The organism is Candidatus Binataceae bacterium, assembly GCA_036495685.1.
Lineage (GTDB): Bacteria > Desulfobacterota > Binatia > Binatales > Binataceae > JAFAHS01.
Genome location: DASXMJ010000206.1, coordinates 1 through 15556, shown reverse-complemented (window position 1 = coordinate 15556; position 15556 = coordinate 1). Strand labels below are relative to the sequence as shown.

Sequence of the window (15556 nt, the reverse complement as noted above, 5' to 3'; positions counted from 1 at the left end):
ATGATCGAAAGAACCATCGATTGGTGCAACGAAAATCGCTTTCTGGTCTTTATCGCGGTTGCAGCGCTGGTGTTCGGTGGAATCTGGTCCCTGAACCAGATTCCGCTCGATGCGCTCCCAGATATCTCAGACGTTCAAGTTATCATCCACACCGAGTGGATGGGGCAGCCGCCGAACATTATCGAGGATCAGGTCACTTATCCGATCGTAACAGCGATGCTAGCCGCGCCCCATGTGAAAGCGGTTCGCGCGCAGACCATGTTCAACGATTCGTACGTCTTCGTGGTGTTCGAGGATGGTACCGACATCTACTGGGCGCGAAGCCGGGTGCTCGAGTACATGCAGCAACTGGAAGGCAGCCTTCCAAGCGGCGTGCATCCAGTCATTGGGCCGGACGCAACTGGAGCCGGATGGGTTTACGAATATTTGCTGATTGATCGACGCCACAACCTCAATCTTGCGGACCTGAGAAGTCTGCAGGATTGGCAGGTCCGCTATGCGCTCGAAACCGTACCGGGTGTTGCCGAAGTGGCGACCATCGGCGGATTTGTCCGGCAATATCAAGTCAAGCTGGATCCCAACCGCCTGCTTGCGTTGCATGTCCCCCTACAAATGGTGATCGACAAGATTCGGGCGAGCAACAACGAGGTTGGAGGGCGAGTGCTTGAAATGACGGGCGCCGACTATCTGGTGCGCGGCCTTGGTTACATCAAGTCGCTGGATGACATCGAGAACATCTCGGTCGCGACTAACAATAGCACGCCCGTACTCATCCGCGACCTTGGGGTCGTTTCCTATGGGCCCGATCTTCGCGAGGGCGTCTCGGAATGGAATGGAGAAGGCGAGGCGGTCGGCGGCATTGTCGTGATGCGCTACGGTCAGAACGCGCTCAACGTGATCAATGGCATCAAGGCAAAAATCGCCGAAGTCAAAAGAAGCCTTCCGCCAGGCGTTGAAATCGTTTCCGGATACGATCGGGCGGGATTGATCCAGGCTTCAATCGACACCTTGAAGCGGGATCTGATTGAGGAAGCGATCATCGTGAGTCTCGTGATCATCGTCTTCCTGTTCCACATCCGTTCGGCGCTGATTCCGATTTTGACGCTCCCGCTGGCGGTGCTCGCGACCTTCATCCCGATGTACTACTTCCAGGTCAGCTCCAACATCATGTCGCTCGGCGGTTTGGCGCTTGCGATAGGTGTGCTGGTCGACGCCTCGATCGTGATGGTCGAGAACGGCTACCGGCACCTCTCCGAACGGCAGCACGAAGCGCACATGACTGGCGAAAAGGTAGACGAGCCCGAACGGCAGCGTTTGCTGCTGAGAGCAGCCAAGCAGGTCGGACGCCCGCTTTTCTATTCGCTGCTGATCATCGTGGTGTCGTTTCTGCCGGTTTTCCTCCTGGAATCGCAGGAAGGGCGAATGTTTCGCCCCCTGGCAGACACCAAGACGCTGGCCATAACGTTTTCCTCGATTCTGGCGATTACTGTCGTGCCGGTACTGATGGTGCTGCTGATCCGCGGTCGACGCCTGAGACCCGAAGAAGACAATCCGGTTTCGGGGTTCTTTCAGGCGCTCTATCTGCCAGTAATCAGGTGGTGCCTGCGGCACCGATGGGCGACGATCGCGGGCAACATGGTTTTTCTCGTGGTGACGCTACCCTTGGCCTTCAAGATCGGCAGCCAGTTCATGCCCCCGCTCTATGAAGGGTCCGCTCTGTTTATGCCCACGGCGCTCCCCGGAATTTCGATAACGTCAGCCAGCGATCTCCTGCAGAAACAAGACCGAATCATCCGCAAGTTCCCGGAGGTCGAGAGTGTGTTCGGCACGATAGGGCGCTCCAACAGCGCAACGGACAACGCACCGCTCGACATGTATGACACCACCATCATGCTCAAGCCGCGCGAGCAGTGGCGCAAGGGTATGTCGTACGAAAATCTGATCGCTGAAATGGACAGCCAACTCAGGTTTCCGGGCCTGTCGAACAGCTGGACGATGCCGGTTGAGAACCGGCTCGACATGGAACTCACCGGCATCAAGACTCCGGTCGGCCTCAAGGTGCAGGGCCCCGACATCGGAGAGATCCAGCGGATCGGCTCAACGATCGAGGAAATTCTCACTCCGGTCGAGGGCACCCGCGCGGTTTTCGCCGAGCGTGTATCGCAGGGCTTCTACATCAACATCACCGTGGATCGTCAGTCGGCGGCACGCTACGGACTCACCGTGGATGACGTCCAGATGGCGATCAGCTCCGGTATAGGCGGCGACAATATCGCTTCCACGGTGCAGGGACGTGAGCGATATCCGATCAACGTCCGCTACCTGCAGGACTACCGCAACGACCTGGACGCACTCAGGGCCGTGCTGATCATGACACCAACCGGAGCACAAATACCTCTGGGTGAGGTCGCGAAAGTCGAACTCAGCCCCGGCCCCTCCATGATCCGCGACGAAGATGGCCGCTTGACTGGGTATGTGTATATCGATTTGGCCACCAGCGACTATGGTGGTTACGTAGCGCGGGCGCAGCGGGTGCTCGACAAAAAACTACAATTACCCTCGGGGTACGCTCTGAAGTGGTCGGGCGAGTATGAGTTCCAGCTGCGCGCACGCAGGCGCCTTTCCTACATCATGCCCATCGTGTTCGGCGTGATCTTCGTTCTCCTATATATGCTGTTTCATTCGGCAACCGAAGCCGCGGTATTGATTTTCCCGTGCCTGTACGCGATGACCGGCGGCCTGCTCCTGCAATACCTGATGGGTTTCAACTTCAGCGTGGCGGTGTGGGTCGGATACATTGCGCTGTTCGGAATCGCGGTCGAGACCGGAGTGGTGATGGTGATTTATTTGCACGAGGCGCTGGACAAGAAGATCTCGGCGGGAGTGGTGACCGATGCGGACATCGAAGCGGCGACCATCGAGGGCGCCGTGCAGCGTCTACGGCCGAAACTGATGACAGTGGCGGTGGTGATGCTGAGCTTAGCGCCCATTCTGTGGGAGAGCGGCATCGGCTCCGACGTGATGAAGCCCATTGCGGCCCCGATCGTGGGTGGCATGATTACATCGACCATTCATGTGCTGATTCTGGTCCCGGTGTTCTTCGCCATGATGAAAGAGCGCGCGCTGCGTGTTGGAGCATCTGAACGAGGAGCTCTGATTTGATCGCGGACGGTGCGGGACGATGCGGATAACCTGAGGTGCGGTCCTCGAACATGCTGCCCTTGACCCACTAGTAGGACAGAACCACCAAGTCGATCATAACCGGAACCTCAATGAGCGGGCCGATGACCGCAATGAGCGGGCCGATGACCGCGGCGAAAGCCGCACCGCTATCGATTCCGAACGTCGCTACAGCGACGGCGATTGCCAGCTCGAAATTGTTCGACGCTGCCGTGAAAGAGAGGGTGGCACACTGCGAATAATTGGCTCCTACTCTTCTGCTTAGGACGAATGAAACCGCGAACATGAACTCGCGGATAAAGTGCCACCAGGAGCGCCGCACGCTCAGAACGCCGTACTCGCGAGTTGCGTGAGAGTGCGGTTGTGAGAATCGCGTCGCGCATCGTGAGCAGAAAGCCGCTTGACCGGCATCGTCAGGACTCCGGGGCTGACTGCTTTTTTGAGAAGCACCCCGAAGCTTAATACGCTTGTCCTGCCGGCGCGGCGACGACCGCGGCACAGGCGGGCGGCAGGTTGCCAAGCCGCAGCGGTTTGCCTGGTAGTGACGGAGGCGGGTGCAGCGCCCCTTCCGTGAACCACCAATCGAGCTCCTTGCCGCAGCCGTCGCCTGGCGGCGGTGGTGCTTGCTTATGACATTGAGGGTTGCCGCTCGGGCAAGAAAGCCTGACATGGAAATGGTAATTGTGCCCCCACCACGGCCGAATCTTTGTCATCCAGGCCCGCTCCGGCCCGCCCTCGCGGCACAGCGCCCGCTTGATCGCAGGGTTGACAAAAATGCGCTCCACCAAGGGTTCTCGGGCGACCGACTCCAGCAGACGACGATGCTGCGGTGTCCAGGCGGTCGGGTCCACATCCCTCCCATTCCCCGCGACAACGTCTTTTGCCGAGATACGGTCCCGCTCGGCCGGACTGAGCCGCCGATTGGGCATTGGCGTCAGCCAAATATCGACATCGAGCCCGATCTGATGCGATCCGTGGCCCGTCAGCATCGGTCCGCCGCGCGGCTGCGCGATGTCACCGACGAGAAGCCCGGGCCAACCGGCCTCGCCCGGCAGTTTCTGCGCCAACCGCTCGAGAAAACCGATCAGCACAGGGTGGCCCCAAGCCCGGTTCCGCGACGGGCGCATTACCTGCCAGTTCGGCCCGTCGGCCGGCAGTGCGATAGCGCCGCTTAGACAGCCGCGGTCATAGGACCCGATCGCCTGCGGCAGCCCCGCCGCCGGCGTGCTCTCGAGTCCGAACAAACCTTTTGCCGCATCCGGCGGCAACTTCGCCATCACCATAGCTCGGCGTTGCGCCTCCTCGGCGGCAGTGTCCTGCGCCGAAGCCTCTCCGGGGCCAAAAGAGGCCAAGAGTATCAACACCCCGCACAGACAGACGCTTCTCATAACGGCGACTCTCCAACCTATCTTCCGAGATAAGGGCAGTGTTTGCCCGGACTACTGCCAATCGAGAGCCAGCGACTACCGTAGCGGTCCGAAATCGATCGGTTGCGATCCTCCGCGCTAGAACACGAAGGTCACAGGGTTCGAAGGACAATTGGCGGTTGGACGTTGAGCTTACCGCCGCGCTTGCCACGGCAGCGGCATCGCCGCGTTGTCGGCGTGGCGGACCTGCACCGGCGCAGTGCTCAGCGCGGCAATCAGGACCATGTTGGTGTTCCCGGTATTGATAATCTGATGAATGACGTCGGCCGGGATTATCAGCGTTGAGTTCGGACCAAAGGCCGTGTCCTGACCTTCGATGGTAAGGGTTCCGGATCCCTCAAGAATTACGATTGCTTCTTCGCAGGCATGACGATGGACCGGCGTGGCCGCGCCCGCCTCGATGGTCTGTCCCCAAACCTCGAGACCTTTCATCCCGTGCTCCGGGCCGGCGAGCGTGCGATGGTTCAGGCCCGGCAGGTTGAATTCTTGCAGCGAAGCGTTGTTTACGACAGCCATGGGCGATCTCCTTGCGGTCCGCTCCGATTTATCACTTCCGATGCTCGATGAGAAAATCGAGCACGGCGCGGTTGAATGCTTCGGGCTGCTCAATATTACTCAGGTGCCCCGCACCTTCAATGATCGTGAGACGAGAACTCGGGATGCGCCGCGCCATCTCACGCGACAGGGCGGGTGGGGTGAGCGCGTCCTTTTCTCCCACCACGACGTGGGTTGGCGCGCCAATCTTTTCGAGGTCGAATTTTCCCGAATAGTTCACCGTCCCCGCGATCGTTTTCAGATAAGACTGCTTGTGCAGCGCCGACATGCTGGCAACCAACTGCTCATATACGCCCGCCCGGGGATTCTTGCCCAGCAGAGACTGCGCGACTGCGCGCGCGATGTCACGAGGTTCCTTGCCTGCCAGGAGAGGTTCCTGCCGCAGCCGGATAAACTCGGCGCGCCGCGCTTCTGGCAGATACCCGAAACCCGGAGACGAGTCGCACAGGGTCAGTGTCGCGACGCGATCCTGGTAGCGTGAGACAAAGTCCAGAGCGATCACACCACCCATCGAGAGCCCAATTAGATGCGCGCGTTGCGCACTGAAGTGATCGAGGACGCGCCGCAGGTCGGCGGCGAAATCGCTGAAGTCGAGCGGGCCTTCATAGTCGTCGCTGTCGCCATATCCTCGCGCATCCCACGCGACTGCGTGAAAGTCCCGGCTAAATGCGGGAAGCTGATCGCGCCAGTTTGTGCGGTTCCCCCCGATTCCGTGCAGGAAAATCGCCGGCGGCCCCGCGCCGATACGTTCCACGGCGATCCGCGGCGCCCCCGGCACCATCACTCTCTCGGGCCCTGTCATTCGAGTTCCTCCGTGGTGTCACATCCGATAGCAGAAAACTCGGTGTGTTGCCCATTCGCAGATTTGATTTTCCCCTTCGTTTATATGAGCGTAGTTGGAAGGAGCTAGAGACTGTGCCCTGTTGCGCGCTCGCGGCCTTCATTCTGGGTCAGGTGCTGATTGGCCTGGACGGAATCAAGCGGTTTTTCGGAATTGCCGCTTCCGCGACACCGAATAACTCGGCCACTGAATGGCGTCTGAACAGCATCGCGCCTCAGCGAAAGTCGCGGCCGCGTTTGGGAGTTCGATGGGCAGCCGTCGTGGCGATACTCGAGATTGCGCTCGTAGCAGGCGGCGCCTATGGTCTGCGCGCCCATTTCGGACCCGGCCACGATTCCAATCTCGCGCAAATCGAGCAGTGCCCGCGATAGATTCCCCGGAGGACAGCCATGGCCGTTGCAGCTCATGAAGTCGTCCAGCAGTTCATCAGCCGCGATGCGGTCAAAGGGCCGATAACCGCCGCCCGTCAGCGCCGCACACTTCTCATCTACCTCGCGATGTGCATCCTCGGGCTGCTCCCGACCATCTTCGGGATGCCACCCGCAATGAAAGCGGCCGGCGTCGGGCTATGGATTCCGGGCGGCGGCTTCGTGGCTTCCGGCGGATGGGCCGTGCTGCTCTTTCCCGTAACGTTCGCGCTCTTCGCGCTATCAGTGTTCGCGTGGTTCGGCGCCGGGATGGTGATAGCTCCGATCATCGTATGGCTAGGCAGCGCGATACTGGCCGGTGCGATGACCGGTGATGCGATCTGGGTGCCCGCGCTGTTTTTGGTTCCCGCCATCGTAGCGGCGATGGCGATCTACGCATATCAGCGGGCCGGCGCCCGCAAGCAGGCTGAGCTGCAGCGCTTCGAGATGCGTAAGAAGGCGCTGCCAGGGGCGATCGCGGAAGCGATCGAAGTCGCCGCTCCTGTTCCCTCTCGGAACGAACGCGAGCTTTCCGCAGAAGATCTCGCTGCCGCGCGGTACCTCTTCGATCGCGCGCTGCAACCGGTCGGCGAGATGAACGGCTACGACAAGGTTGATCAATTCCAGACCTCGGCATGGCGTTACCAGATCAACAACATCGGCTACACGCTCGCCTCGCTCCAGTGTCACTACGCGCCGAACTTCCATGGCTATCTCACCCAGGCGCAGCGCAATCTGATCGATCTCTATCTTCAGAAGAAAATCTGGAGCTACTGGATCTATGAGTCGGCGTGGGGGCATCTGAATCTCAGCAATCCCGATCCCGCCGACAAGGACAACATCATGCTCACAGGATGGTTCGGGCTGCAGGTTGGCATGTACTTGCTGAACAGTGGCGACCGCCGCTACGCCGAGCCCGGCAGCCTGACGTTTCGGCTGAACCGCCATCGCGCGTTCCCGCACGACATCCACAGCCTCGAGCATTCCGTGCTGCGTAACTTCCTGGGCGCGCCGTTCTGCCTGTTCCCGTGCGAGCCCAACTGGGTTTATCCGATCTGCAATCACTTCGGGATGACTTCGATGGCGGTGTACGATCGCCTGTTCGGAACCAAGTATGTCGCATCCGCCCTCGATAAGTGGGTGAAAAGCCTGGAGACTGAGTTCACCGATTACAGCGGCAGCGTCATCGGCTTGCGCTCGGAGCTGACCGGGATTCGGTTTCCGTTTCCCGCGGGCGAGGCGGGATTCGCGATTTTCGAGAACTGCTTCGCGCCGGAGCGGGCCCAGCGGATGTGGGCTGTCGCGCGCAACGAGCTCAAGTTCATAGTCAAGCCGGATGCAGAAGGACACAAACGTATCATGCTGCCAGGGCGCGGCTTCGATTTCGGCAACTACCGTCCCGGGTTCGCGGGCGCGTACGCGAGCATAATGGATTCCGCGCGCGAGTTCGGCGACTACGAAACCGCCGATGCCGCGCAGCGCGCTCTCGACCAGGATTGCGGGCGTACCGATGAAGGGGGAGTGTTCCGTTATTCGAAGGGATCAAACCTGTCGAACATTATCGCGGTGAAGGCTCGCCTGCATCGCCGCGACGATTTCCGCAAGGCCGTGATCGAGGGACCACCGGAATCTTCCCTGCGCGGCCCGATTCTCACTGGCCTGAAATATCCGGAGGTGCTGGTAGGTCGTGCGTTCAGCAACGGCGACGATCTCGAACTCGTGCTCTATCCCGGAACCTTGGCCGGTACGCGGCAGATTCGTATCGAGCGTCTGCGCCCAGGCGCGAGCTACGCGATTCACAACGGCTCGGAGCATCGGTTTGTCGCGGACAGTTCAGGAGCGGCGGATTTGTCCGTCGAGCTAAAAGGACGCACCCCGCTGCATATCGCGCCGGATTAGGGTGAGTATCACTCGGTATCCTCGATGAGCCTGGCCGGAATTCAGAAAACCGCTGCGGCGCCGGGGTCTGAAGCGTACTGAGCGATCCGGAGTGACACTGGCGAAAATCGCCGTTCCTCTACTTTTGATTCCAAGCTTCGCGGAACGGCGCGATGGTGGCGTGTCTCGACGATGAGCTACTGATGGCGCTGCCGCCGAGATTCCTGACCCAAGCGATCGGGGGGATGAAACGGCTCTAGGCCTGCGCTATCTCATCCCGCGGTACGGCATCCAATCAGACGCACGCGCAGGGCTCGCGGTGTCGTCCGGATCGAAAGACAAGAGCTAACTGGACGAGGGCGGCTTGCCGGGTTCGACCGGACCGCCGGCCGCCTTCCAAGCGTTGAATCCTCCGCCCATGTGACAGACCGGCTCCAGGCCCATGCGCTGTAGAGTCTGCGCTGCCAGCGCAGACCGTCCACCACCCGCTCAGAAGAAGAGAAACTTCTTGCCCGAGGCGAAGATTTCCCTGTGATAGGGACTTTCCGGATCGACCCAGAATTCGAGCATCCCGCGCGGCGCGTGCACCGCACTCGGGATCCGCCCGTCGCGGGAGAGCTCACGAATATCGCGGATGTCAACGAACACGATGCTGGGATCGTCCTTAAGTTTAATCGCATCCTCGGCGCTGATAGTTTCGATTTCTGTGTTGGCCTCGGCCAGCATCTGCTTGACGGTCTGCTTGAGCTTGAGCGGCATCTGAACACCTTCGCGCCCGGCTAAGCGCTTCTTCACCTTGTAACCGGAACCAAGGCGCATTGCGAGCTCATCGCCCCACGAACAACTACCACAAGCACTTTCCAATTAATTGAGGAGCGCGTTCTGTGCCGCTTCCGACTCAGGGTCCGCCGCGATTTTGAACTGCGGTCTCCTTTGGCCTTGCACTCTCACGTATTCGCAAGACTGCGAAAGTATGTTCGTACCAGTAGACTCCTCTCGTTTTGTAAACGCTCACAGCACGGCCGGCGCAGGAGCGCCGGGTTGTGATTTGAATCCAGCAGGTAGACCGCGTTCGGGTGTAATTCGAATCGTCACGATCTTGCCCGAGTCAAAGTTTGCGCGCTTGGGGCCAAACAAGCCAAGCCTGGCGAGAAGGTATTTCCGCGGAATCCGCTCGATCATCTGATCCTGCACCGAGCTCTCTGTCTCGAATTCAGCCTTACCGATAAAGGCCGGCCCTGTTCGAGACCCCATCCAGACGATTACCGGACTGCCTCGGCGGACCCGCCTCGCCTTCCAGCTGTCAGTGTTGGTATCGATGAGAATCTGACCCTGGGGGGTCGTCACGAACCATACCGGCACCGCGCGGCTTTGGCTGCCGTCCTTGCGGATGGTCGCGATGTAGATGTAGCTTGCGTCGGCGAATGCGTTCACCTCGATCGGTGATGAGGCGCACCGCGCTGTTGGGCCGATCGCGACCACGAGCATGGCGCTAATGAGCGCTGCCTCTAGACCTTTCATGATCTAACTCTCCTGGCTTGGTGGATGGCCGCAGAAATCGACCGAGTTTCGATCGCTGCTTCTTCTGGACTACGAGCAACCAAGCAATTTGCCGTAAGAGCTCCGAGTCTGGTCGAGGCTTGCGACCGGAGAAGCGTGATGAAGCCGGGTCGTTTAGCAGAATGTGCATGAAGGCTTTCGGGCCCATATATGTTCAGCGAACAGTGTTCGATGAGTATCTATGTGATCGCCAGACACGAGTCAAGCAAGGCCAGCATCCTGGCTGCAGCAGACGCCCGACGCTATGGTTTTCGCGCTCGGAGAATGATTCATTTGAAACGTCATGAAGCATGCTGTCACGCTGAAGCCTGCTCTCCAAAAAGCGATGGGCCGTTCCAGGCGCACCCGTAAACCAAGAGGGATGGGCCACGAACGGCACCACGAGATAATCGCGGCCGCGAAACGGCTCTTTCTGAAACATGGCTACGAGAATTTCACCACGCGGAAGCTCGCCGAACGGGTGGGCCTCTCCCAGACCGGACTGTACGTTTATTTCAAGAGCAAGGACGAACTGCTCGAGGCGGTCTGCCGCGCCACCTTTGCCGGTCTGGTGGAACGTTTTCGCGAGATCGCCGCGAAGCGCGACGATTCACCTGACCTTCTTCGGCGTCTGATTGAGGCTTACGTGCAATTCGGCGTCGAGCATCCCGACGAGTACCTGATCACCTTTATGGTCGGGCGGTCGGCGCCGAAGTTCGTGCGACGCAAAGACCTCGCAGGGGCCTTTGAGCGGCAGGGAATCGGCGTGCAACTGTTCCTGCTGTTCCGCGAACAGATCGCACGGATGATCGAAACCGGACGTTTGCGCCAGCGCGACGCTACGTTAGTCACGCAGGCTGTGTGGGCCGCCGCGCACGGTCTCGTGTCGCTAATGATCGCGCGCCCAGGATACCTGATCTCTGAAAACCGCGCCCTGGTCGCTACGATGGTGAGCGCGCTGCTCGAAGGCTTGCATCGCCAATCCATTCCGGCTAAATAATCGCAGTTAACTGTTCAGTGAACAGTTGATGGATATCGCTTTGAACGCCCATCCCAGTAACGACACGGAGAGAAGCCATGGCTGCGAATGTTTCTGAAACGTCAGTGATGCGCGCGGTCGTGCTCGATCCTTCGGCGAATGGGAAGTTTGTGCTGCGAACAGTCCCGCGCCCGGAGCCTGGACCGGGCGTTCCTTTGATCCGAGTGGCGGCCTTCTCGCTCAATCGCGGCGAAGTGCGCAACGCCCTCGCCGCGCCGAGTGACGGCACCCGTCTCGGATGGGACATCGCCGGCACCATCGAGCGTGCCGCGACTGATGGCGGGTCGCCGCCGGCCGCCACCCGAGTCGTCGCGCTCGATTCCGGCGCCGGCTGGGCTGAGTTCAGCGCGGTGCCGAACATCATGCTCGCGGCGCTTCCGCCAGGCGTCAGCTTTGAGCAGGCGGCGACTTTGCCGGTCGCGGGTCTAACGGCCTGGCACGCGCTGAGAAAGGGCGGACAGCTTCGTGGCAAACGAGTGCTGGTCAATGGCGCAAGTGGGGGCGTCGGCAGCCTCGCTTGTCAGCTTGCTCGCCATCTGGGTGCGGAGGTTGTAGCCGCGATACGCGACGGTCGACAAGAAACGTTCGTGAGAAAAATGGGGGCCGAACGGGTTGCGGTTGGACCGGATTTGTCCGCGGCGAAGCCGATGGGCCCCTTCCATCTGATCTTGGAATCGGTCGGAGGCCCGTCACTCGGCGCTGCACTTGGGATGCTGGCGCCGGGCGGGACCTGCGTATTGTTCGGTGTTTCCCAGGCGACAGAGGTCACGTTTGACGCGGCAACATTTTATCGGACCGGCGCCACCACTCTATATGGCCTCGCCCTGCGTAATGAGTTCCAACACGAAACGCCTTCTGCCGGACTGGAACGTTTGTTGGCGTTAACGGCCGAAGGCAAATTGTCTCCGCCCGTAGAGGTAACGGCGCCGTGGACGCGGATCGCAGAGATCGCGGCCGGCTTGATGGAGCGCCGCTTCCTCGGCAAAGCAGTTCTGACGCCCTAAAACTTAGTCCATGGTGAGTTTTTGAAATGAGAGGCGTACATCATCGCTGCGGATGCCTTGCTGCCTGACGGCCGCCCTGTTTGGCCGACTAGTTCGCTTGAAGTCCCTTCATAGCGGGCTCTGAGGGTCGCGTCCGCACGCACCTCCAAAAATCTTAGGACAATCCCGGCGAGGTTTATCGCCTCAGCACCCGGATTCCGGCGAAATTCGCCGAATGCGAAAAGGTTCGCAAAATTTCTTAAAAGTGATGCTGTGGTGGGCTCAAATCATTTAATTTAGAAGTAAATTATTTATGGCATGACTATCGCAAGCCCTCCTAATGATGGTGCAGGAATTGACTTCCCACCCGCGACGGCCTTCCCCGATATTTCGGCGAGAGCCGCGCAAAGGAGTGTGCGTTATGAGAGCATCTCGTTCGCCAACAGTTTTTATGATCGCGCTAGCCGCGGTCTTTTTCCTCGCCCCAGCCGCCGACGCCCTGGTAAAGCCCGGCGACGTCATTACCCCGAGCAATTCAGCGAAAGTCGCGAATTTGGTGAGCCCCGGAAATTACCAGCTCGTCCGGCAGGGCATGGTCATGAAAATTGTTCCGAGCTCTCATCTTGAGTGGCCTCCGCCTTACAAGGCGGCCACCGAACAATACTCGCCCCAGGTTGTGCTCACGCCCGGCGGAAATCTCATCAACTACAAGGCTGGACAGCCGTTTCCGCTCGTCGATGTGAACGATCCGCAAGCCGCGACCAAGATCATCTGGAACTTCGAGTTTCGCCCGCTTAACACGGATGATCTCGACGCGCCCGGCATCGAGGCGGTGAGCCATCGGCCAGGCCAATCGGAACCAGTCGAAGTAATGAGCTTCGGTCACTTTGGCTTTTACAAGAGCATCGGCCGCACCGAGGTGGAGCCGACACCGATTGACAAGGACATCTATCAGACCGGTCTCGCCTACCGGTTCGGCGCTTTCCCGATCCTCGAGCCCTCGGAGATGCGGGGCGCTGGAATAGTGCGCGAAGGTTCCGTCCTGCCGGGCGTTGAGGACAACGCGTGGGAATACAGCGCTGAAAGCCGGCGGCTCCGGCGTCTGCCGGCCAGTGAATTGTCCGATTCGTTCGGGGTCGCAGCAATAAGTAGTGCCGGCTCGAAGTCCGGGGCTGGCGGCGCGACGACGTATGCGTCGACCCTCGATCCCGACTCGGCTTTTGGATTCGCGGGAAAACCCGCCGACTACAACTACCGATTGATGGGCGAGCGTTCGATGCTGGCAAGCGTGAATGCCAACTCGCCGGCAATTCCGTGCGCCCAGGACGGCGGCCGGACCGTGTGTCCCGAGAACTGGCAGATGCGTCGTCTTTATGTGATCGAGGCCACCGCCAAGAATCGGCCCTTCCTCGGTGGGAGCACGATCGTTCCGCGACGTGTTTTGTACATCGACTCTGAAGGATGGTTCATCACCGCCTCGGACCTATACGGCCCCAACGGGCAGTTGTGGAAGACGATCGCAAACTTTCATGCCTATAGCGATCGAGCCACGCCGAACGCCCGAGTAGCGATCTGGCCGTACAAGCGGATGTTTGAAACCGCCCAGGTCGACGAAGATCTGACTACCGGCTTCTCTACTACCCTGTATTCCCCACCACAGAGCGGCAGCGAAGGCTGGTACATTAATTCAGGCGCAGTAGACAGGACGTTTTTCACCCCAATGCGCCTCGAACAAAGCCACTGATCGTCTGGTCTTACCCATCCGGTGCACGCGGCGGACTCACCGCCGCGCACCGGATTGTCCGACCTTCCGAATCCCCACGCCGGCCCTGCGTATCTGAGCCATCGCCCGATGTGAATCCCGGCGCGAAATGCGGGGTTGCCCCGCTCGGCGCGTTCCTTTATTTCGTTTAGAGATAAATCAATTGTTTCCATGACCATCGTACGGAAGGTTCTCATGCCCTCAAAGCCGTCCATCCCGGCCGAGAAAGATTCTCTGAGATCGCAAGTCACCGCGCCGGCCGATCAACCGTTCCTCGACCTCTCGCGGGCGTTGCTCAAGGCGTCTTTCCTTTTCTCGAATCATCCTGAGCGGGCGATTCATGCATATCACCTGTCGCTCGCGCAGATGGACGTTCTTACGGTCCTCGCCGATGCGGTGGACTCCAGCGTCACCTGCTCGGAAATAGCCGAGAAAACCCTGATCACCAAGGGCGGCATCACCGGCATCCTCGATCGACTCGAAGCCCGCGGCCTAGTCAAGCGCATGCCCTCGCGCGACGACCGCCGTAGCGTTCAGGTGCGATTGAGCGCCAAGGGCATTGAGCTTCTCCGCAAGCTGTATCCCGAGCTGGCGCGCAGCAATCGGGCCCTGTTCGAAAGAGCGTTGCGCCCTGAACAGATGAGGGAATTCGCAAAGTCTCTCGACCTGCTGATTCGCGGCCTGGAAGCCCAAAGCGAATCGTAGAGACAACTTCAGGTGTTTATCGGAAGATCAATTTCGCTCCTCATCACGGCAGGGTCGGCTCTCGCGATACACGTCATTCCCGAAGGGCTTCAGCTCCGCCTGTGCAGCGAATCCGAGGTGGTCGAGTCCGAAGAGATCTTCGAGGCTGCGCAAGAGCGCGTAGTGATTGTAAGGGTCGTCATCGCAGCCTGGCCTTACGTACTTGGAAATTATCAATGTACCAGTTCGACCGCCCCCAGGCCCGGTTTGGCCGGGTGCTACGGTGTTCGGGCCTACGGGTTCATTGCAGCATGAGGTCGCGTCCGTTTGTTGTGCGACAACCTTGCCACCCTTGATATCGATATCTGCCTCGTCAAACGTAATTATCAACATCCCGTCTCGCTGGTAGGCGGCTGAAGCTAGAATTTTGCTTACCAGCGGACGTAAAAAGCGATCGGCCGATATGAGGTGCCCCCCTTCGCAGATATCGGACGCCCTATCATGGCCATCGTGACACAAATTCGGCGTGATGAACGCAAGGTTTGGTGTCTGCGCGACTGTCTGCAAATCGTGGTCAAGTTGCGTAAGGGGCACAACGTGTTCCACGCACGTGGGATGATCGATTATCGAGTGAAAGTAGACAAACGGGTCATGTCGCGTTGCGTACTGTGACTCTTTGCTCGCATAGATGTGGCTATCGAACCGTCCGAGGGCTGGGTGCTCACAGCTCACGCCCATATCTTCCATATATCCCTTCCAGGTCAAGCGCTTGTCGTCGAGCTGGTTTGCGATTGTTCGAACGGCCTCTGGATAAACGCACCCGGCACCCAGCGCCTGACCATTTCGGTCGAGCTCATTCACCAACGTGCGGAAATCGTAGTAGGTCAAGCAGTCGTTCTGAGTATAAGGGTTCGGCCCCTGGCCACTGACCATCGCGATGTAATTGTCAAGGCTAAAGTGACCAATGCCGTAGTACCGCCTTAAGAGCACACCCTTTGGAGCGAGTTCTCGAGAAAGATAGGGTGCAGGTGAGTTTTTGCCGAAAGTTGTTTCAAAACCCTGATTCTCGAGGACGACAATGAAAACATGCCGCGGTCTGACTTGAGCCGTCGATGGGTCAGTCTCCTCGCCTAGCCCGACCGACCGACAACAGAGGCTTAAAATTGCGTAAACCAAAATTGCACGCGCGACTATGAAGTGGAGGTTGCTTTTGCTCATCGTTGTACCCTGCTCAAACTCGCTCCCCACAGGAAGTGACATC

General features: G+C 59.4%; 14 protein-coding genes. 7 read left to right on the top strand and 7 right to left on the bottom strand.

What is annotated here, in order from left to right; all coding sequences use genetic code 11:
• Positions 1–3162, top strand: a complete 3162-nt coding sequence (locus VGI36_19110; GenBank protein ID HEY2487258.1) for a CusA/CzcA family heavy metal efflux RND transporter — start codon at positions 1–3, stop codon at positions 3160–3162.
• A 67-nt stretch (positions 3163–3229) separates the two neighbouring features.
• Here VGI36_19110 and VGI36_19105 read toward each other — a convergent pair whose 3' ends face one another.
• From VGI36_19105 to VGI36_19090, 4 genes are all read right to left on the bottom strand, one after another.
• A complete protein-coding gene (locus VGI36_19105) occupies positions 3230–3502 on the bottom strand; it encodes a hypothetical protein (GenBank protein ID HEY2487257.1) in 273 nt (90 codons plus the stop codon).
• 136 nt (positions 3503–3638) lie between these two features.
• Positions 3639–4457: a penicillin-insensitive murein endopeptidase gene (mepA, locus tag VGI36_19100; protein ID HEY2487256.1), complete on the bottom strand. Its 819-nt coding sequence runs from the start codon at positions 4455–4457 to the stop codon at positions 3639–3641.
• Positions 4458–4739: 282 nt separating this feature from the next.
• Positions 4740–5123 (bottom strand): cupin domain-containing protein, encoded by a 384-nt coding sequence (locus VGI36_19095; GenBank protein ID HEY2487255.1) that lies wholly within the window; start codon positions 5121–5123, stop codon positions 4740–4742.
• A 31-nt stretch (positions 5124–5154) separates the two neighbouring features.
• On the bottom strand, positions 5155–5964 hold the full coding sequence (locus tag VGI36_19090; protein ID HEY2487254.1) for an alpha/beta fold hydrolase: 810 nt from the start codon (positions 5962–5964) through the stop codon (positions 5155–5157).
• 113 nt (positions 5965–6077) lie between these two features.
• Between VGI36_19090 and VGI36_19085 the strand changes: the two genes are divergently transcribed.
• Together VGI36_19085 and VGI36_19080 are read left to right on the top strand one after the other, a co-directional pair.
• Positions 6078–6374: a hypothetical protein gene (locus tag VGI36_19085; protein HEY2487253.1), complete on the top strand. Its 297-nt coding sequence runs from the start codon at positions 6078–6080 to the stop codon at positions 6372–6374.
• Positions 6375–6392: 18 nt separating this feature from the next.
• On the top strand, positions 6393–8309 hold the full coding sequence (locus VGI36_19080) for a hypothetical protein (protein HEY2487252.1): 1917 nt from the start codon (positions 6393–6395) through the stop codon (positions 8307–8309).
• Positions 8310–8633: 324 nt separating this feature from the next.
• On the opposite strand, the gene VGI36_19075 is transcribed toward VGI36_19080, so the two are convergent.
• Together VGI36_19075 and VGI36_19070 are read right to left on the bottom strand one after the other, a co-directional pair.
• On the bottom strand, positions 8634–9014 hold the full coding sequence (locus tag VGI36_19075) for a rhodanese-like domain-containing protein (protein ID HEY2487251.1): 381 nt from the start codon (positions 9012–9014) through the stop codon (positions 8634–8636).
• A gap of 285 nt (positions 9015–9299) precedes the next feature.
• Positions 9300–9809: a pyridoxamine 5'-phosphate oxidase family protein gene (locus VGI36_19070; protein ID HEY2487250.1), complete on the bottom strand. Its 510-nt coding sequence runs from the start codon at positions 9807–9809 to the stop codon at positions 9300–9302.
• Between the two features lie 400 nt (positions 9810–10209).
• On the opposite strand from VGI36_19070, the gene VGI36_19065 reads away from it, so the two are divergent.
• From VGI36_19065 to VGI36_19050, 4 genes are all read left to right on the top strand, one after another.
• The gene (locus tag VGI36_19065; GenBank protein ID HEY2487249.1) at positions 10210–10827 is read left to right on the top strand and encodes a TetR/AcrR family transcriptional regulator; all 618 of its coding nucleotides are present in this window, start codon (positions 10210–10212) and stop codon (positions 10825–10827) included.
• Positions 10828–10904: 77 nt separating this feature from the next.
• The gene (locus VGI36_19060; GenBank protein HEY2487248.1) at positions 10905–11870 is read left to right on the top strand and encodes a zinc-binding dehydrogenase; all 966 of its coding nucleotides are present in this window, start codon (positions 10905–10907) and stop codon (positions 11868–11870) included.
• A 400-nt stretch (positions 11871–12270) separates the two neighbouring features.
• Positions 12271–13593, top strand: coding sequence for a DUF1329 domain-containing protein (locus VGI36_19055; protein ID HEY2487247.1), 1323 nt, complete (start codon positions 12271–12273; stop codon positions 13591–13593).
• 213 nt (positions 13594–13806) lie between these two features.
• Positions 13807–14316, top strand: a complete 510-nt coding sequence (locus tag VGI36_19050) for a MarR family transcriptional regulator (protein HEY2487246.1) — start codon at positions 13807–13809, stop codon at positions 14314–14316.
• Between the two features lie 27 nt (positions 14317–14343).
• Here VGI36_19050 and VGI36_19045 read toward each other — a convergent pair.
• Positions 14344–15556 (bottom strand): alkaline phosphatase family protein (locus VGI36_19045; GenBank protein HEY2487245.1); only part of this gene is annotated, 1213 nt, incomplete at its 5' end.